This is a genomic window from Mesorhizobium sp. M8A.F.Ca.ET.165.01.1.1 (genome assembly GCF_004792065.1).
Classification (GTDB): Bacteria; Pseudomonadota; Alphaproteobacteria; order Rhizobiales; family Rhizobiaceae; genus Mesorhizobium.
The window spans coordinates 131,892-150,650 of the sequence record NZ_SRTH01000007.1 but is presented as its reverse complement, the minus strand read 5'-3'; the positions used below and the strand labels follow the sequence as shown (position 1 = coordinate 150,650).

Below are 18,759 nucleotides of genomic sequence, written 5' to 3'. Positions count from 1 at the left end.
TTCATAGACTAACTGCAGGTTCCTGGGCGCTTGCCGCTTGACCTGTGAAAGCCGGCTGAAGGGAGAGCATCGATGCCGAAGACAGAATCCAATCCGATCGAGCTTGGCACCAAGGCTGTCGACTTCCTGTTGCCGGACGCACAGGGCGTGCTGCACCGGCTGGCCGACTTCGATGTCAGGCCGGCCTTGCTCGTTGCCTTCATTTCGAACCGTTGCCCCTTTGTCGTGCTGATCCGCGAACAGCTCGCCGCATTCGCGAGAGACTACGCGGCCAAGGGCCTGCATGTGGTGGCGATCAACGCCAACGACCATCTGGAGCATCCCGAGGAGACACTGGCGCGGATCGGCGAGGAGTCTGAAAAGGTCGGTTATACCTTCCCCTATCTGAAAGACGCCTCGCAGCAGGTGGCGAAAGCCTATGGCGCGGCCTGCACGCCCGACTTCTTCCTGTTCGGCGCCGATCGCCGGCTCGCCTATCACGGCCAGTTCGACGACGCGCGGCCAGGCAATGGCAAGCCGGTGACCGGTGCTGATCTGCGCGCGGCTGTCGACACGGTGCTGGAAGGCGGCAGGCCCGCCGCAAGCCAAGTGCCGTCGATCGGCTGCAACATCAAATGGAGCGCCGGCAATGAGCCGGTGTGGTTCTCCGGTGCGGCCCGCGCCGCATAGCGCCGGCCACCTCGCACTCCTTCGCCGAGCATCCATGCCCAAGTCGCAAAAATCAGCTTCCGACAACTTGCATCTGCAGGCCGATGTGCTGGTGCTGGGCGGCGGTCCGTCGGCTGCCTGGGCGGCGGTCGCCGCGGCCGAGAGCGGCGCCAAGGTGGTGCTTGCCGACAAGGGCTATCTTGACACCAGTGGCGCCACCGCGCCATCCAACACCGGCACATGGTGCGTGCCGCCCGGCGATAACCGGCACGCGGTGGTCGAGCGGCGCTGGCAACGCACCGGCGAACTCGCCGACCAACGCTGGATGCTGCGCTGCGTCGACACGGCCTACCGCAATCTGCTCCGGCTTTCGGAATGGGGCTATCCTTTTCCGAGCGAGGATGACGGCCGGCTCTACATCGCCAATCTGCGCGGGCCGGACTACATGCGCTTCATGCGCCGCCGCGTGCTGCTGGCCGGCGTCACCGTGCTCGACCATCATCCTGCGCTCGAACTCCTGTTCGATGGCGATGCCATCGTTGGCGCAGGCGGTGTCGCCCGGCAGGCGGGCCATGACTGGCGCGTCGACGCCAAGGCCGTGGTGCTGGCGACCGGCGGCTGTGCGTTCCGCGAGCGCATCCTCGGCGGGACAGGGCTGACCGGGGATGGTTATCTGATGGCGGCTGAGGCCGGCGCCAGCCTTTCCGGCATGGAATTTACCGGCAAGTACACCCTGGCGCCGTACGGTTCCTCGCTGAACAAGGGGTTGCCGTTTCGCTGGGCCTCGTTCCATCGCGAGGATGGCTCGCCGATCCTCGGCCCCACGGGCGAGCCGTTGCGCAACGGCATCGGCGACCGCGAGGACGAGGTGGCGCGCGCACTGATCGACGGTCCAGTCTATGCGCGGCTCGACCAGGCCGAACCGGCGTTGCAGGGCTGGCTGCGTCAGGGTCAGCCGAACTGCTTCGTTCCCTATGACCGGACCGGTATCGATCCGTTCAGCGATCTGTTCCGCATCACGCTGCGTGCCGAAGGCACGGTGCGCGGCACTGGCGGCATCGACATTGTCTCCGACGATTGCGCCACAGGCGTGCCCGGCCTCTATGTCGCCGGTGACGCCGCAGGCCGCGAGATCATGACCGGGGCGGTGTCGGGCGGTGGCGCCGTCAATTCCTCCTGGGCGCTGGCCAGTGGCTGGTGGGCAGGCAAGGGCGCATCGACCCATGCCAAGCGCCGCGCCGGCAAGGCGTTTCGGGGCACCGTGCAACCGCTCGGTCAGGCCGGGCTGCGTCCTGCGGCAACGCCGCGCGCCGATATCGCGGCGGGCGAGGTCATCGAGGCGGTGCGTAACGAAGTGACGCCACTCGACAAGAACTTCTTCCGCAGCGGCGCAAGCCTGGAGAAAAGCAGCGAGCGGCTGGAGAGCGTCTGGCGCGATGTGCGCGACCATCTGGGGGGCGAGGGCGCGGACAAGGTCCGCGCACGCGAGGCGGCATCGATCACCGCTGCCGGACGCTGGTCCGTGGCCTCGGCGTTGCACCGCACCGAGAGCCGCGGCATGCACCGCCGCACCGATCTGCCGGGCAAGAGCCCAGCCTTGGCGCATCGGCTGATCATCACCGGTGTCGACGCGTTCCGTATCGAAGGGACGCCCGAGCGGCCGGCGGAGCTGGCATCATGATCGAGATCGTCTCGGCCACGCGCTGCGTGGAATGCGACATCTGCGTCAAGGTATGCCCGACCAATGTCTTCGACGCGACCGAGCATGGCGCCCCCGTCATCGCACGCCAGGACGACTGCCAGACCTGCTTCCTCTGCGAAATCTATTGCCCGACCGACGCGCTTTACGTGGCCGAGTTCGCCGAAGGGCCGACCGGCATCACTGAGGTGGAGGTCGAGGAACGTCTTCTGTTCGGCAGCTATGCCCGCGCGCTCGGCTGGGCGCGCGGCAAGGCCGGCGGCTCCCAGTTCGACCCGACGCACCGCATCCGCGTGGCGCAATAGGAGGCGAGGGACCATGGACCGCATCGTCGTCAACGACATCAGCAAGACCTTCCAGCTCAAGCCGGGGCAGTTCGTCACTGTCGACGGCGAGGCGAGCGACCGCGTCACCGTCCTCGACGGTGTCGATCTTGCCATCCGCAAGGGTGAGTTCATCACGCTGGTCGGTCCGAGTGGTTCGGGCAAGTCGGTGCTGCTCGACATCATCGGCGGGCTGACGCAGGCGACGGGTGGGGAGGTCCAGCTCGACGGCAGGCGGATTACAAAGCCTGATCCGAAGACCGGCTATGTCTTCCAGCAATATGCGCTGTTTCCCTGGCGCACGGCACTGGCAAACATCGAATATGCGCTGGAAGTGCGCGGCGTCGCCAAGGCCGAGCGGACGGCGACGGCCCGGCATTTGTTGTCGCTGTTCGGCCTTGCCGGCTTCGAGGACCGTTTTCCCAATCAGCTCTCCGGCGGCATGCAGCAGCGCGTGGCGATCGCGCGCGCCTTGGCCAGCAATCCGGAAGTGCTGTTGATGGACGAGCCCTTCGCCGCGCTCGACCAGCAGACGCGTGAGCTGCTGCAGGGCGAGCTGTTGCGCATCTGGGGCAAGATCAAGACCACTGTCATCTTCGTCACCCACTCGATCGACGAGGCGATCTTCCTGGCCGACCGCGTGGTGGTGATGACGGCGCGGCCCGGCGCGGTGAAGGAGATCATCGATATCGACCTGCCAAGGCCACGCGACGGCGATATCCGCGCCAGCACCGAATTCAACCTGTATCGCGCCCGCGTCTGGGACGTGCTGCGCGACGAGGTCAACAAGGCGCAGAAGGACTGGACGCTGTCGCCGGCCTTCAGCCATTGAGGAGCTAGACCCATGGCCTATCTGACCGAAAAGCTCGGCCCCGCCATCGGCTTTCGCAGCGCTGCCGGCGAGGCTGCGGTTTCGACCAACGTCCCTGCGATCAAGACGCGCGGTGTCGCCGCAGGTGCCAAGGTTCGCGGGAAGGGAGCGCACGCCGGCACCTTCCTCTATGGCTTGCCGCTGCTCGGCCTGTTCTTTCTCGCCTGGGAGATCGCGCCGCGGCTCGGCTGGCTGAACCGCATCTTCTTCCCGCCATTGAGCGAGGTGCTGATCGCCTGGTGGGCGTTGCTCGCCTCGGGCGTGCTGGTCGAACATATCGGCATCAGCTTGCAGCGCGCCGCGATCGGCTTTGCGCTCGGTGTGGTGGTGGCCATACCGCTCGGCCTCTTGATGGGCCGCTATGCGCTGTTCGAGAAGGTCAGCGATCTTCTGGTGCAGACGCTGCGCAACACCTCGCAATTCGCGCTGCTGCCGGTGTTCATCCTGTTGCTCGGCATTGGCGAGGAATCGAAGGTGGCGATCACCTTCTACTCCTCGGTGTTCTTTCTCCTCGTCAACACTATCAGCGGGGTCAAGTCGGTCGATCCGCTGCTTATCAAGGCGGCACGCTCGATGGGTACGTCCGACTTCGACCTGTTTCGAAAAGTCATCCTGCCGGCGAGCATTCCCTCGATCGTCGCCGGCGCGCGGCTGGCGGTCAAATCCTCGCTGTTCGCGGTGATCGGCGCCGAGATGCTGGCGGCCAAGTCCGGCCTCGGTTTCCTCATCCAGAACTCGCAGCTGATGATGGAAACGGCCGACATGTATGCCGGCATCCTGACGCTCACTGTCATCGGGCTGACCGTCAACTACCTGCTCGTCTGGTTCGAGCGCTGGGCCACGGCCTGGAAGGGGCAGTCCGAGTCTTCGCTCATTTAAGCCATCCATTCATACCAATCAGGAAGGATTTTTCCATGACCAGCATCGCATTCGATGGATTTCGCCGGCTGCTCCTCAAGGGCGCCATTGCCGTCGTCATAGGCCTTGGCGGCATGCCGGCCTTCGCGCAGGACAAGCCCGATGTCATCCGCATCGGCAGCACCGCGCCCGGGCATCTCAAATTCATCCTCGCCCAGAAGGATGGCTGGTGGGAAAAGGAATTCGCCAAGGACGGCATCAAGGTCGAACTGGTGACCTTTAATGGCGGCTCGGAGGCAACGACGGCGCTGGCGACCGGCGCGATCGAGTTCACCTACACCGGCAACAACCCGGCGCTGCGTGTCGCCGCCTCCGGCGCCGACGTCAAGCTGATCGGCCTGTCGAGCTATGTCAGGACAGGCGGCTCCTACATCGTCGTCAAGACCGATTCTCCGCTGAAGACATTGCAGGACCTCAAGGGCAAGAAGGTCGCCTATCTTACCGGCACGGTGCGGCATTCAAATTTCAGCAAGGCGTTGAACAGCGTCGGCCTGACGACGAATGATGTCGAGGGTCTGAACCTGCCTTTCGAGGCATCCGGCCCGGCACTGCTGCGCGGCGACATCGACGCCATCGTCGAGACGGATTCGACGGCGGCCAAGCTGGTCGATACCAGCGAGGCCCGCATCCTCTTCGACACCGGCACCCATCCGGAATGGAACGTGCCCAATGTCATCTCGGTCAACGGCGCCTTCGCGGCGAAATATCCCGATCTGATCAAGCGCCTGCTGAAGGTCGATATCGAGATTTCGCGCTGGGCCGACGCTCATCCCGATGAGACGATCAAGACCTTCGTGGAGGCGACCAAGTCGTCGGAAAAATCGGTGCGCAAGACTTATGCCGATGGGGCGTTTCACCAGGACCCGAAACTCACCGACGATGCGATCGAGGCCCTGAAGGGCGAGGAAAAATTCATGGCCAGCGCCGGGCTTTTGAAAGGCTCGATCGATTACGGCAAATGGATCGACAAGAGCTTTGTCGACGCCGCCGCGGCGGAAGTCGCCGCTGTCCAGTAAGCCGGAGTGATCGGGGCAGCGCGCGTTCGCGGCGCTGTCCCGTTCGTCTGAGGATATCAAATCTCCGGGATGTTCTCCTTGAAGATCACCTGCAGCCTCGGCTGGTGCAATTCATAGGGCAGCCCCCGGACGGCATGGGTCAGGATGTTGAGCGCCTCGCGGGCCTCGACGCGCGGGTTCTGGTCGATGACCGCGTCGAGCGTGCCGTCGAGCAGCAATTCCTTGGTGCCGTCCGTCGCCTCATGGCCGAGGAAAACCATGGATCGCGCACGGCCGCGCTCCTTGAGCGCGCGCGCGATGCCGGTGTTGCCGGCGCCGACATTGTAGATCGCGGCAAGGTCCGGGTGCCGCTCCAGAAGGGCTGACGCCTCCGAATAGGCCTTTTCGCGGTCGTCGAGCATTTCGCGCATCTCGACGATCTGCAGGTTGGGTGACTCTTCCGTCAATATGTGCCGGAATCCCATCTCGCGTTCCTCATGGCCGCGATAGGACAGCGAGCCGGCGAACAGTGCCACCTTGCCGGGGCGTCCAGACCCCATGAAACGGTTGAGCAGATAGCCGGCCAGCCGCCCGGCAGCGCGGTTGTCGATGCCGATATAGGCGACTCTCGGCACATGCAGGATGTCGGAGGCGATGGTCACCACCTTGACGTCGTTGGCCGACAGCGAGCGGATCGCCTCGCGCACCGTCGGATGGTCGAGCGCGATGACGCCGACGCCTTGCGTCTGGCCGCGCAGATCCTGCAGCAGGCGGGCGAGCCGGTCGGGATTGAAGCCCTCTATGGTGGCGATGTGGACGTCGAGATCGGGGCGCGCCGAGGCCTGCGCCTCGATGTGGCGGTGCAGCATCTTGATGAACGAATTCGTGCCCGCCGGCAGGGCGAAGTCGAGCCGGATGATCTCGCCGGGCAGGGGCCTGGGCGGCGCGCCGTTCGGGCTCTCGGCGATGTAGCCGAGGCGCTGCGCCATTTCGAGCACGATCTCGCGTGTACGCGCCCGCACGCCGGGGCGGTTGTTGAGCACACGGTCGACGGTGGCGGCGGAGACGCCGGCTTCCCGGGCTATGTCAGTCAGGGTGGAACGCACCGTCTTTCATCTCCTCAATGCATCAGGATCACGCAATGCGGGCTGCCGGCCCGATGCTGCCAACGCCTCGCTATCCGCGATTCTGATGGGAAATGATGTATCCGGCCTTGGCCGATGCGCAAGCCGCCAGGCTAAATCAAGTCGCCCGGGGCGATCGTGCCGGGAAGGGAAAACACATTTCCCATCAAATCGAGGCATCTGGAGAGGTGTATGAACTCCGGTATGACGCATTCCCCCGCCTCGTTGCGATGTTGTGAGGTATTTTGATCATTTATGATGTTGACAGCCTTCCGATACTGCCGTCAATATCCCTCATGGGCTCGTGGAGGAAACGTTGGCCCTGAGGGAGGAATTCCAATGTCTGATCTGATCCGCATCTCGCGGCGCCGATTGTTGGCGTCCGGAGGAAAGGCCGCGGTGTTCGTCGCCGCGACCGGTATCGCACCGCAATTCATTCGTCCCGGCCGCGCTTTTGCAGCCGATGCACTGGCGCCCGGCATGATCGGCGGGCCGACCGGCTTCGACGGCGCCGAGCGTTATCAATACGGCCCCGACACGCCCGAGGGCCGTGCCGTCGAGGCCGCCAAGGCGCTGAAGGGCGCCGGCAAGGCACCGGCCAAGATCGTGCTTGGCCTCTCGGACGGCTCAATCGGCCAGCTCACCCAGCCTTTCCCGGCCGGCGCGCCATCGATCAAGGAGCTCTGGGAAAAGGAGACCGGCATCCCGATCGAGATCGTCGGTCTGCCGAATGGCCAGGAATTCACCAAGACCATGCAGGACATCTCCACCAAGGGTGGAGCCTATGACATCTATTCGACCGAGTGGAACCGCCTTGGTGATCTCGCCGAGACCGGCGGCATCGCCAAGCTCGACGACTTCGTCGCCCAGTACAAGCCCGAATGGGACGATCCCAAGACCGGCTATGTCGACGGCGCCAAGGGCGTGTCGCTGCTCAACAAATATCGCGGCTCGAACTACGGCGTGTCGCTGGACGGCGACTTCCAGACCTGGGTCTACCGCACCGACCTGTTCGGCGACAAAGCCGAGAAGAAGGCCTTCAAGGACAAATACGGCTACGATCTGGTGCCGCCGAAAACCTGGAAGCAGCACGGCGATATCGCGGCCTTCTTCCAGCGCCCGGACAAGGGTCTGTTCGGCTCCACCGACCTGCGCAACCAGGGCTGGGGCTACACCAACTGGTACCAGCGCTATGTGTCGATGGCCTCGCCCAACCAGTTCCTGTTCGGCGATGACGGCAAGCCGCTGATCAATTCCGAACACGGCATCGCGGCCACCAACGAATATGTCGAATCGCTCGCCCATCATTCGCCGGATGCGATCTCGTGGGGCTGGCCGGAGCAGTACGGCAATTTCGCCAAGGGCGGCGCGGCGATGACCTGCGCCTTCTCCAACCTGCCGAAATTCCTCGACAATGCCGGCAACAAGGACTCCAAGGTCACCGGCAAGATCGGCACGATGCTGCCACCCGGCCGCGAGATCGACGGCAAGCTGATCAGCCGCTCGGTGCTCTGGTTCTCGCTGACCGGCATGGTCTCGTCGCAGTCGAAGAACCAGGAGGTCGCCTATCTCCTGCTGCAATGGCTGGGCTCGGCGCGCATCTATGCCTGGATGAGCGCCAACCCCGGCGGCTATCTCGATCCGTTCCGGCTTTCGGATTTCTCCGATCCGCTGGTGCGCCAGACCTATCATGCCTACCACATGGACGTGGTGCGCGAGACGGTCGCCCGAACGGTGCCGACCATCAACTATCCCGGCGCCACCGCCTTCCACAACGCGCTGGACGAAAACCTCATGGCCTCGCTGACCAAGGCCAAGACACCGGAGCAGGCGATGGCCGACACCGAAACCGAGTGGAAGAAGATCGCCCGGCGCATCGGCGAGGACAAATTGCTCGAAGCCATCAGGACCAACAAGGAGGCCTGGCCGACCGTTCTCGATCCGATCAGCTGATCCGTCTCCCTGGATCAGATCCGGAGGGGGAGGGGCGAAAGCTCTTCCCCCTCCTCAACCGACGCCACCAGCAAAAGCAGCCAGATGAAGCGTTCCGTCCCCTTCGAGATATTCCGCTACGCCGCGATCCTCGCGGCGATGGCCGTCACGCTGATGCCGATCCTGTGGATGGTGTCGATGGCCCTCAAGCCGATCGCCGAATGGTCGGCGACGGGCGCGGATCTCACATGGTGGCCGAAGAACCCGACGCTCAGCAATTTCCAGTTCGTGTTCGGCGAATCCACCAACAATTTGATCGTCGCGCTCGACCGCACCGCGCTGAAGCCGATCCTGTCGTCACTGCTGTCGGCGGTGTTCGGCACCGCGATCGCCATGTCGGCCGGCACGGCCGCCGCCTACGGCCTGTCGCGCTTCGGCTCCGGGCAGAACCTGCCGCTGGCGCTGATCCAGCTCAGGCTGTTTCCGCCGATGGCCGTCATGATCCCCGTGATGATCATGTGGGCTTTCCTCAACTTCACCGACAGCTGGTGGGGTCTGGCGCTGATCTATGGCATCGTCACGCTGCCGTTCGCCTTCTGGCTGATGAAGACCTTCTTCGACGACATGCCGCGCGAGATCGAGGAAGCCGCCTTGGTCGAAGGCTGCTCGCGGCTGCGCGTCTTCACCCGCATCACGTTGCCGATGATGCGCGCGCCGCTGGCTAGCGCTGCCCTCTTCGTCTTCATCCTCAACTGGTCGGATTATCTGATCGCGTTGCTTCTGACGACGCGCGAATGGGTGACGATCCCGGTCTACATGGCCTCACTGTCATCCTCGATGACCGGCCAGCTCTATGGCGCCAAGGCAGCACTCGGGCTGATCGCCGCCGTGCCGCCGGTCATCATGGGCATCGCCATCCAGCGCCATCTGGTGCGCGGGCTGACCTTTGGGGCGCTCAAGCAATGAGCGCCTTGACCGCAACGATTTCGGAGGACGAGATGGGCGCCGTGCGCGGCAAGCCAGTCCTGCGCGACGAAGGCACGCGGCTGGGCTTTCGCCTGACCTTGCCGGCGCAAATCCTGGTGCTGTTTATCTCGGCCTTTCCGCTGTTGATGCAGCTCTACATCAGCGTCACCGACTGGTCGCCGCTCTCGGGCCTCGGCTGGTGGAACGCCTGGGAGATGTGGAACAGCTTCGCCAACTACACCGACCTCGCCGCCGACGCGCGCTTCTGGAGCGCGCTGAAGCGCACTGCCATCGTCATGATCGTCTGCGTGCCGGCGGAGTTCCTGCTCGGCCTGGCACTTGCGACGCTGTTCGCCGACGATTTTCCCGGCAAGCGCATCTTCTATTCGATCCTCTTGATGCCGATGATGGTGGTGCCGGCGGTGGCCGGCTACATGTTCTTCATGCTGTTCCAGTCGGGCGGCCCGGTGAACGACATCCTGTCGGCAGTCACCGGCACGCAAGTCACCATTGCCTGGCTGTCGGACCCGACGCTGGCGCTGATCGCGGTGATGATCGCCGATATCTGGCAGTGGACGCCGCTGATGTTCCTGATCCTGCTTGCGGGCCTCGTCGGCGTGCCGGAGGACCAGATCAAGGCGGCGACGCTGCTCGGCGCCAATCCCTGGCAGCGCTTCACCACCATCGTGCTGCCGAAGATGAAGACGATCATCATCATCGCGCTGGCGATCCGGGTGATCGAGAACTTCAAGATCTTCGACACGCTCTACATCATGACCGGCGGCGGCCCCGGCGTCGCCACCGAAACCATCTCCGTCTACATCTACAAGGTCACCACGCAGGATCTGATCTGGGGCTATGTCGCGGCGATCGCGCTGGCCATCCTGGTCGTGCTCTCCATCGTCGCCGTGTTCGCCATGAAGCGCATGGCGCGGGCAAGGCAGGTGCCGGCATGAGCACGATCCAACTCAAGCACCTCACCAAGACATTCGGCGACTTCACGGCGCTGAAGACCATGGACCTCGACATATCGGATGGCGAGTTCATGGCGCTGCTCGGGCCGTCCGGCTGCGGCAAGTCGACGACGATGAACATGATCGCCGGCATGGAAGAGCCGAGCAGCGGCAAGATCCTGTTCGGCGAGCGCGACATGGCCGGGGTGCCGATGGGCCGGCGCGGCGTCGGCTTCGTCTTCCAGAACTATGCCATCTTCACCCATATGACGGTGCGCCAGAATCTTGCCTACGGGCCGAGGATGCGCGGTGCCGCGAAAGCCGAGATCGACCGGCGCGTCGGCGCCATCGCAGAGCTGTTGCAACTGACGCCGCTGCTCGACCGCAAGGCCGACAGGCTTTCGGTCAATATCCTGCAGCGCGTGGCGATCGGCCGCTCGGCGATCATGCAGCCGGCGATATTCCTGCTCGACGAGCCGCTGTCCAATGTCGACGCGGCCTTCCGCGCGGTCATGCGCACCGAGCTGAAACAGCTGCAGCGCCAGTTCAAGCAAACCATGGTCTACGTCACCCACGACCAGTTGGAAGCGATGACCATGGCCGACCGCATCGCGGTCATGGACCATGGCGTGCTGCAGCAGGTCGGCACGCCGCTGGAGGTCTATAACAATCCGGCCAATGTCTTCGTCGCCCGCTTCATCGGCGCGCCGGGCATGAACCTGCTCAAGGGCAGGCCGGCGGAGAGCGACCGGGGTCTGGTCGTCGATCTCGGCCCGCTGGGCATCACGCCGCCATTGCCGGATGAGCTGGCGGCCAGCGTGCGCGGCGCAGGGGGCGAGGTCCTCTACGGTTTCCGGCCGGAACAGGTGGCCTTGGCGCAAGACGGGCGCGGGCTTGCCATGCCTGTCACCTTCGTCGAACGCATCGGCGCACGTACCATCGTTCATCTCGTCCAGGGCGAGGGCGCCGTGAAAGCGGTGTTCGACAATGATGTCGGGTTGTCGATCGGGCAGGCCGCCGTCGTCGCGCCCGCGGCGTCCTCGGTGCGCGTCTTCGACGCCGTCAGCGGCCTTGCGATGAGGGCGGGCTGAGCCATGGCTGACATCGTCTTTCGCAATGTCACGAAACGCTATGGCGGCACACTTGCCGTCGACGATGCCTCGTTCACCGTCAACGACAACGAGTTCTTTTGTTTCTTCGGGCCGCCGCTGTCGGGCAAGTCGACCATCCTGCGGCTGGTGCTCGGGCTGGAGACGCCGGATGCCGGCGAAATCCTCATCGGTGGCAAGCCGGTCAACACCGTGTCGCCGGCCGAGCGCAACGTGGCGATGGTGTTCCAGAACCTGGCGTTGTTCCCGCATATGAGCGCGCTCGACAATGTCCGCTTTCCGCTGGTTGAGCGGAAGGTCGCCGACGTCGATATCAAGCGGCGCGTCGCCGATGTCGCGGCCAAGCTGCATATCGGTCATATCCTGCACAAGCCGCCGGCACAGCTTTCGGGCGGCGAGCGGCAGCGCGTGGCGATCGCACGGGCGCTGGTGCGCGATCCCAATGCCTACCTGATGGACGATCCGATCTCGGCGCTCGATGCGCGGCTGCGCGAGGAAACGCGCGTTGAGTTGAAGCGCATCCAGCGCGACCTCGGCAAGACGCTGATCTATGTCACCCATGACCAGGAAGAGGCGATGTCGATCGCCGACCGCATCGCCATCCTGGACAATGGCAGGATCAGGCAGATCGGCGCGCCGGCCGAGATCTATGACCGCCCCGTCAGCACCTATGTGGCGCGGCTGCTCGGTTCGCCTGTCATGAACATCCTCAAATCCGTTCGCGGCGAGAGCGGCGTCGAAGCCGCCGAAGGCGCGCTCAGCATCGCCGACCGCGCGGCTCCGGCCGACGCAGTCGAGATCGGACTGAGGCCGGAGGACATCAAGGTCAGCCCCTGGAGCGACAACGAGAAGGCGGGCCGGGGCCGCCCGGCGCGGGTGTTCGAGGTCGAGCCGCTTGGCGGCTACACCGTGGTGACGCTCGCCGCCGGGCAGGCGCGGCTGAAGGCACTGCTGCGCGGCCAGCCCGATATCAGGCCCGATGCGATGGTGGCGATATCCTGCGAGCCGGCACGCGTGCATTATTTCGGACAGGGCGGAGGCGCGTTGGCAAGATGAATGCGGCCGCGAGGACAGAATTTCGGGAGGAAGGCATGACAGGCAAGGGCTTCGAGCCGGATGTGAAGGTCCGCACGAAGGAATACAGGATCGGCTGCGTCGGCGCCGGCATGATCATGGCCGAGTGCCACCTGGCCGCTTACAAGGAGGCGGGGTTCCCGGTGGTGGCGATCGCTTCGCGCACAAAGGCGAATGCGCAAAAGGTCGCCGACCGTTGGAGCATCCCGACCGTCCACGACACGCCTGAACAACTGATCGAGGACGCAAATGTCGAGATCATCGACCTGGCCTTTCCGCCCGACCAGCAGCCGGCGCTGATCCGCCATGCGCTGAAGCAGAAGCATATCAAGGGGATCCTGGCGCAGAAGCCTTTGGTTCTGTCGGTCGATGAAGCCGTCAAGCTGCGCGACGAGGCAGCGAAGGCTGGCAAGATCCTCTCGGTCAACCAGAACATGCGCTACGACCAGTCGATGCGCGTGTTGAAGCAGATTATCGACAGCGGCGCGCTCGGCGATATCGTCTTCGCGCAGATCGACATGCACGCCATCCCGCATTGGCAGACTTTCCTTCAGGGTTACGACCGGCTGACGCTCGCCAATATGAGCGTGCATCACCTCGACGTGCTGCGCTTCCTGTTCGGCGATCCCGACGAGATCACGACGCTGACGCGTAAGGATCCGCGCACGCAGTTCGACCATTCCGACGGCATCACCGTCTCGACGCTGCGTTTCCCCACAGGCGTGCTCGCCGTGTCGCTGGAGGACGTCTGGTCCGGTCCGCGCCAGGAGGGCTATCGCGACGACCAGCACATCAACTGGCGCGTCGACGGCACCAAGGGCGTCGCCAAGGGCACGATCGGCTGGCCGACGGGTGCCGCCTCGACACTGATTTACGCCTCGGCGGAGACGACCGGGGGCGAGTGGGTCAGCCCGAGCTGGGAGACGATGTGGTTCCCGCATGCCTTCATCGGGGTGATGGAGCAGTTGCAGCATGCGGTGAAGACCGGCACGCCGCCGGCGCTCACCGTTGCCGACAACGTCAAGACCATGGCGCTGGTGGAGGCGGGCTACCGCTCCATCGCGTTGGGCCGCACCGTCAAGCTTTCCGAAATCTCGACAAACTCGATCAACTGAAAATCACTGGCAGCTGAAATCACTGGCAGCTGAATCGCTTACAGGGAGGAATTCACATCATGATGCAGGCAGGTATTTTCACGGGCTATTTCCCGTACGGCCTTGAAGAGACGGCGAAGAAGATCCGCGGGCTCGGTTTCAATACGGTGCAGCTCGACCTGCATTTCAGGGATGTCGACCTGTCGGCCGGCCAGATCACCAAGGACAAGGCCAAGAAGGTGCGCGACGTCTTCCGCGACAACAATCTGCCGGTCTGCTGCGTGTCGGGCTACACCAACATCATTCATCCTGACAAAGCCGAGCGTGACAAGCGCGTCGGCTATCTCAAGGAGATTATCCGTAACGCCCGTCATTTCGGCTCGCCTTACGTGATCTCGGAAACCGGCACCTACAACACCGAGTCCGACTGGGTGCATCATCCCAAGAACAAGACCGAGGAAGGGTTCGAGGAATGCCGCAAGGTGATCGCCGACCTCGCCCAGACGGCCTATGACCACGGCGCGGTGTTCCTGCTCGAAACCTATGTCAACAACGTCGTCGGCTCGGTCGAGGAGACGGTCAGGATGTTCGCGCAGGTCGATCATCCCGGTCTCGGCCTGCTAATGGATCCGACCAATTATTTCGAGACCCACAACATCGACCGGATGGACCAGATCCTGAACCAGGTGTTCGACACGCTGACCGACAAGATCAAGATCGCGCATGCCAAGGACGTCAAGCGCTCGGGCGACGACAAGTCGGAGAAGCATGCCGATATCGGTGACGCCGACGCGATGGAAAGCCACACCTTCCGTGGGGTTGGTGAAATCGAACTGCCGGCGCCCGGCCTCGGTTCGCTGAACTACGACCTCTATCTCCAGCGGCTGGCTGAAAAGCATCCGAACATCCCGGTGATCATCGAGCATCTGTCGGAGGACGACGTGCCGCGCGCCAAGACGTTCCTCGACGGGAAGTTCCGCGCCAACGGCCTGTGACGGCTAGCCGCGCCGCCCGGTGCGTGGCGGCGCGGCGTCAAACAAGGGAGGAAAGAATGTTGAAATTCGCTTGGAAACTGGCTGCCGCCGCGACAGTGCTCGCCGGCGTCGCCCTTGGCACGACGGCGCGGGCGCAGGACGGCCAGAAGACCTTCTATCTCTTGTCGCATGGCGGCCCGTCGGATGCGTTCTGGATCGACTGGAACGCCGGCGCGACCAAGGCCTGCGACCAGCTCAAGGTGACCTGCAAGATCTCCTTCAGCGGCGGCGACATGGCGGCACAGAAGGAGGCCTTCAATTCGGCGCTTGCCGCCAAGCCCGACGGCATCGCCACCACCTCGGCGCAGCCGGGCCTGTGGACCGAAGAGGTGAAAGCGGCAAAGGCGGCCGGCATCCCGATCGTGTTCTTCAACACCGACGATCCGGCGACCGGACGGCAGGCCTATGTCGGCGCGGATCTCAAGGAAGCGGGCGTCACCTGGGCCAAATACCTCGTCGACCACAAGATGGTGAAGCAGGGCGACAAGGTGTTCCTGCCGGTCGAGGTTCCCGGCGCCAGCTATCAGCAGCTCGAGACTGAGGGCATTGCCAGCGTTTTCGATCCGTTGGGGATCAAATATGACGTGGTCGATTGCGGCACCGACCCGGCCGGCATCATCGCCAAGATGACCGACTACATGGTCGCCAACAATCCGCCGGCGATCATCGCGCTCGGCGATTCCGTGGCGGCCAGCGTCAAGCGCGTGTTCGATGGCGCCGGTGTGCCGGCGGGCAAAATCCCCGTCGTCGGCTGGGGCAATTCCAAGGAGACGGCGCAGGCCGTCAAGGATGGCTTCGTCAACGCCGCCGCCTGGCAGTACCCATCCGCGCAGGGCTTCATGCCGGTGGCGCTGCTCGGGCTCGCTGCCTCGGGCGAACCGATCGGCTACGACATCCATACTTTCGGTCTCTACGACGCCGCCAGCGTCGAGCCGATCCTGAAGCTCTACGACAAGAAATGAGAAGCCGGCGCCCGCCTAAAGCGGCGGGCGTTTTTCCAAGCATGGTCCAAGCAGTCATGACAATTGCCGCAGAAGACGACGCGCCGAGGGCGAAAGGTAGGTCCAGCCTGCTGCGCTCGCCGCAATTCTCCTCCTTCATCATCCTCATCGTGCTGCTGGCGGTGTTCGCTGTCGCCGACGCCAATTTCCTGTCGCCGCTCAACATCTCCAACATGATGGCGTTCCTGCCCGAGCTCGGCATCATCGCGCTCGGCATGACACTGCTTTTGACGGCAGGCGAATTCGACCTTTCCGTCGGCGCCGTGTTCGGGCTGGCGCCTGTGGTGGTGATGCTCCTGGTGCAGAATGGCGGCGTCGATATCGGGGTCGCGCTGCTGGCAGGACTTGTGCTGTGCATCGCGATCGGCGCGATCAACGGGCTGATCGTCACCAAGATCGGCATCTCGTCCTTCCTGGTCACGCTGTCGATGCTGCTCGTCGTGCGTGGCGCGGCGCTTTACATCACGCAGGGCTTTCCGCTGAAATCCTGGGACCAGCCCGGCTTCTTCGTGACACTGCTCGCGGGCAGTTTCAACATCGGTTCATTCCGCTTCTACACCTCGCTGTGGTGGTTCATCGGCCTTTCGCTGTTTGCCATCTACATCCTGCGCTACGCCAAGCTCGGCAACTGGATCAGCGCCATCGGTTCCAACCGCAACGCGGCGGTGGCGCGTGGTGTGCCCGCCGACAGCGTCAAGATCTGGCTGTTCGTCGCGACCTCCGTGCTTGCCGGCCTTGCCGGCATGATCAGCGCCTTCCGCATCTCCGCCGCCTCGCCGGTGGCCGGCACCGGCTACGAGTTGGAGGTGATCGCCATGGTGGTCGTCGGCGGCACGGCGCTGACCGGCGGACGCGGTACGATCCTCGGCACCATCGTCGGCGCGCTGATGCTGCGCGCCATCCGAAACGGCATCGTGCTGATCGGCGTGCCGGGGCTCGCCTACAACATCTTTGTCGGCCTGATCATCCTCGCCATGCTCATCCTGCACGCTTTGCTGCAGAAGAACGCCGCAAGGGGCTGACGATGACGCAAGAAGTACTTCGGCTGCAGAACCTGCAAAAGTCCTTCGGCAGCGTGCGGGCGCTGAAGAACGCCTCGCTGACACTGCGGGAAGGCGAGGTGGTGGCGCTGCTCGGCGACAATGGCGCCGGCAAATCGACGCTGATCAAGGCGATCTCGGGTGTGTTTCCGGTCGATCGCGGCGACATCTATGTGCGCGGCGAGAAGGTCTCGATCCGTTCGACCAGGGATGCGATGGACCTCGGCATCGAGACCATCCACCAGGACACGTCGCTGGCGCCGGACCTCAGCATCGCGCGCAATCTTTTCCTCGGCCGGGAGCCGGTCAATTTCGGTTGGCTCGGCGTGTTCGCGCCGCTCGACCTCGCCAAGCTGCGCAAGGCCGCCTCCGAACTGCTCAAGCGCGTCGGCATCTCGAAAAAGCTCGACGCCGACGCGCTGGTCAGCACACTTTCTGGCGGCGAACGTCAGTCGATCGCGATCTCGCGCGCCATGCAGTTTGCCGCCAAGGTCATCATCCTCGACGAGCCGACCAACAATCTCGGCGTCGAGGAGACCCATGGCGTGCTGCGTTTCGTCAAGGAGGTGCGCGACGCCGGCCATTCGGTGCTGCTGATCACCCACAACATCCACCATGTCTTCCAGGTCGCCGACCGCATCGTCGTGATGCGGCGCGGTGAGATCGTCGCCGAACAGACGGTCGCCGACACCGACCTCTTGACCGTGGAAAGCATCATCACCGGCGCCGACATGTCGGCCTTGCTCAAGGAGGCGAAGGCAAAGTGAAGGGCGTCGCATGGTAGAGCTATACGGCAAGACGCTGTCACGCCGGCAAGTGGCCGAGCGATCCGGCATGCTGTCGCAATTCGCCGGCGTGCGGCTGATGACGCTCGGCGACGGCGTGGAGCGCGGCATCCGTATGCTCGAATTCCGCACCGGCTCGGGCCTGCGCTTCACCGCGCTGGTCGACCGGGCGCTCGACATCGCCGATTGCGACTTCAAGGGCCAGGCGATCGGCTGGCATTCACCGAGCGGCTTTCGCCATCCGGGCCTGCACGAGTATGAAGGGGAAGGGGGGCTGGCCTGGGCGCGCTCGTTCTCCGGCCTGCTCGTCACCTGCGGCCTCGACCATGTTCTGGGCCGTGAGACCGTACCCGCCGACAGCTACAACTACCCCGGCAGGAAGACGGTGCTCCATTCGCTGCATGGCCGTGTCGGCACCATCCCGGCGCGGCTGACCGGCTATGGCGAGCGTTGGGACGGCGACCGTTGCGTGCTGTGGGCCGAAGGCATCGTCCAGCAATCGGCGGTATTCGGCGAGGACCTCCATCTCATCCGCCGCATCGAGGCCGATGTCGGCGGCAACGAGATCCGGCTTTCCGACCATGTCGTCAATCACGGCTTCAACCGCACGCCGCATATGTATTTCTATCATGTCAATATCAGCCATCCCTTGCTGGATGAGGGCTCGCGTTATCTGGCGCCGATCCGCGACGTCGTCTGGGCCGGCCATGCCGGCGAGCGCTACGCGGCGCAGAAGGTCGGCTATCGCACGGCGCCTGCGCCGCAACCGGGCTTCAGCGAACAGGTCTGGCAGCATGAGATGGCTGCCGATGCCAATGGCGAGGTGCCGGTGGCCGTCGTCAACGACCGCATCGGGCTCGGTCTCGAACTGGTGACGCGCAAGGACCAGTTGCCGTGTGCCTACCAGTGGCAGAATTTCCAGGCCGGGCAGTACGCGCTGGGGATGGAGCCTTCGACCCACCATGTGCTGGGCGATCTCGCCGCCCGCGAGCGCGGCGAGATGATCTGGCTGGAGCATGGCGAAAGCCGGGCCTACGACGCGGTGTTCCGGGTTCTCGACGGCGCCGGTGAGATCGCGGCGGCCGAAGCCAGGATCGCGGCTATCGCCCGACAGCCCGAGCAGGATTATCCTGAGCCTTCCGGAAACTTTCCAAGACTGGCCGGCAGGACATGAGCGCGACATTCATCCAAAG

18 protein-coding genes are annotated in these 18,759 nt (G+C 64.1%); 17 read left to right on the top strand and 1 reads right to left on the bottom strand.

What is annotated here, in order from left to right; all coding sequences use genetic code 11:
* The first annotated feature begins 72 nt into the window (after nucleotides 1–72).
* From EN808_RS20195 to EN808_RS20170, 6 genes are read left to right on the top strand one after another with little or no spacing between them, the layout of a single operon-like run.
* Nucleotides 73–669 (top strand): thioredoxin family protein, encoded by a 597-nt coding sequence (locus tag EN808_RS20195; protein WP_135916713.1) that lies wholly within the window; start codon nucleotides 73–75, stop codon nucleotides 667–669.
* Between the two features lie 34 nt (nucleotides 670–703).
* Nucleotides 704–2,329 (top strand): FAD-binding protein, encoded by a 1,626-nt coding sequence (locus EN808_RS20190; RefSeq protein ID WP_135916712.1) that lies wholly within the window; start codon nucleotides 704–706, stop codon nucleotides 2,327–2,329.
* Nucleotides 2,326–2,652 carry a ferredoxin family protein gene (locus EN808_RS20185; RefSeq protein WP_135866199.1) on the top strand — a complete coding sequence of 109 codons (327 nt, stop codon included), beginning with the start codon at nucleotides 2,326–2,328 and terminating at the stop codon, nucleotides 2,650–2,652. The genes EN808_RS20190 and EN808_RS20185 overlap by 4 nt, the downstream gene beginning before the upstream one ends.
* 13 nt (nucleotides 2,653–2,665) lie before the next feature.
* Complete coding sequence (locus tag EN808_RS20180; protein ID WP_135916711.1) at nucleotides 2,666–3,502, top strand: ABC transporter ATP-binding protein; 837 nt, start codon at nucleotides 2,666–2,668, stop codon at nucleotides 3,500–3,502.
* Between the two features lie 12 nt (nucleotides 3,503–3,514).
* Nucleotides 3,515–4,420 carry an ABC transporter permease gene (locus EN808_RS20175; RefSeq protein WP_135866205.1) on the top strand — a complete coding sequence of 302 codons (906 nt, stop codon included), beginning with the start codon at nucleotides 3,515–3,517 and terminating at the stop codon, nucleotides 4,418–4,420.
* A 35-nt stretch (nucleotides 4,421–4,455) separates the two neighbouring features.
* Nucleotides 4,456–5,475 (top strand): aliphatic sulfonate ABC transporter substrate-binding protein, encoded by a 1,020-nt coding sequence (locus tag EN808_RS20170; protein WP_127279548.1) that lies wholly within the window; start codon nucleotides 4,456–4,458, stop codon nucleotides 5,473–5,475.
* Between the two features lie 56 nt (nucleotides 5,476–5,531).
* Here EN808_RS20170 and EN808_RS20165 read toward each other — a convergent pair whose 3' ends face one another.
* On the bottom strand, nucleotides 5,532–6,560 hold the full coding sequence (locus EN808_RS20165) for a LacI family DNA-binding transcriptional regulator (RefSeq protein ID WP_127279549.1): 1,029 nt from the start codon (nucleotides 6,558–6,560) through the stop codon (nucleotides 5,532–5,534).
* Nucleotides 6,561–6,917: 357 nt separating this feature from the next.
* Here EN808_RS20165 and EN808_RS20160 point away from each other — a divergent pair, with 357 nt between their 5' ends.
* The 11 genes from EN808_RS20160 (at nucleotide 6,918) to EN808_RS20110 (ending at nucleotide 18,740) form a co-directional block, all read left to right on the top strand.
* Nucleotides 6,918–8,531: an extracellular solute-binding protein gene (locus EN808_RS20160; RefSeq protein ID WP_135916710.1), complete on the top strand. Its 1,614-nt coding sequence runs from the start codon at nucleotides 6,918–6,920 to the stop codon at nucleotides 8,529–8,531.
* A gap of 84 nt (nucleotides 8,532–8,615) precedes the next feature.
* Complete coding sequence (locus EN808_RS20155) at nucleotides 8,616–9,476, top strand: carbohydrate ABC transporter permease (RefSeq protein WP_135916709.1); 861 nt, start codon at nucleotides 8,616–8,618, stop codon at nucleotides 9,474–9,476.
* Nucleotides 9,473–10,432: a sugar ABC transporter permease gene (locus EN808_RS20150; protein WP_135866213.1), complete on the top strand. Its 960-nt coding sequence runs from the start codon at nucleotides 9,473–9,475 to the stop codon at nucleotides 10,430–10,432. Before EN808_RS20155 ends, EN808_RS20150 begins: the two co-directional genes overlap by 4 nt.
* Nucleotides 10,429–11,520: an ABC transporter ATP-binding protein gene (locus tag EN808_RS20145; RefSeq protein WP_135916708.1), complete on the top strand. Its 1,092-nt coding sequence runs from the start codon at nucleotides 10,429–10,431 to the stop codon at nucleotides 11,518–11,520. Before EN808_RS20150 ends, EN808_RS20145 begins: the two co-directional genes overlap by 4 nt.
* A 3-nt stretch (nucleotides 11,521–11,523) precedes the next feature.
* On the top strand, nucleotides 11,524–12,594 hold the full coding sequence (locus EN808_RS20140; protein ID WP_135916707.1) for an ABC transporter ATP-binding protein: 1,071 nt from the start codon (nucleotides 11,524–11,526) through the stop codon (nucleotides 12,592–12,594).
* A gap of 35 nt (nucleotides 12,595–12,629) precedes the next feature.
* Nucleotides 12,630–13,727 carry a Gfo/Idh/MocA family oxidoreductase gene (locus EN808_RS20135; RefSeq protein WP_135916706.1) on the top strand — a complete coding sequence of 366 codons (1,098 nt, stop codon included), beginning with the start codon at nucleotides 12,630–12,632 and terminating at the stop codon, nucleotides 13,725–13,727.
* A 59-nt stretch (nucleotides 13,728–13,786) separates the two neighbouring features.
* On the top strand, nucleotides 13,787–14,701 hold the full coding sequence (locus tag EN808_RS20130; protein WP_127279317.1) for a sugar phosphate isomerase/epimerase: 915 nt from the start codon (nucleotides 13,787–13,789) through the stop codon (nucleotides 14,699–14,701).
* Between the two features lie 56 nt (nucleotides 14,702–14,757).
* Complete coding sequence (locus EN808_RS20125; protein ID WP_135881999.1) at nucleotides 14,758–15,702, top strand: substrate-binding domain-containing protein; 945 nt, start codon at nucleotides 14,758–14,760, stop codon at nucleotides 15,700–15,702.
* A gap of 56 nt (nucleotides 15,703–15,758) precedes the next feature.
* On the top strand, nucleotides 15,759–16,763 hold the full coding sequence (locus EN808_RS20120; protein WP_245520668.1) for an ABC transporter permease: 1,005 nt from the start codon (nucleotides 15,759–15,761) through the stop codon (nucleotides 16,761–16,763).
* A gap of 2 nt (nucleotides 16,764–16,765) precedes the next feature.
* Entirely contained in the window at nucleotides 16,766–17,548 is a 783-nt protein-coding gene (locus EN808_RS20115) for an ATP-binding cassette domain-containing protein (RefSeq protein WP_135916705.1), read from the top strand.
* A 10-nt stretch (nucleotides 17,549–17,558) separates the two neighbouring features.
* On the top strand, nucleotides 17,559–18,740 hold the full coding sequence (locus EN808_RS20110) for an aldose 1-epimerase family protein (protein ID WP_127873207.1): 1,182 nt from the start codon (nucleotides 17,559–17,561) through the stop codon (nucleotides 18,738–18,740).
* Nucleotides 18,741–18,759 lie beyond the last annotated feature (19 nt).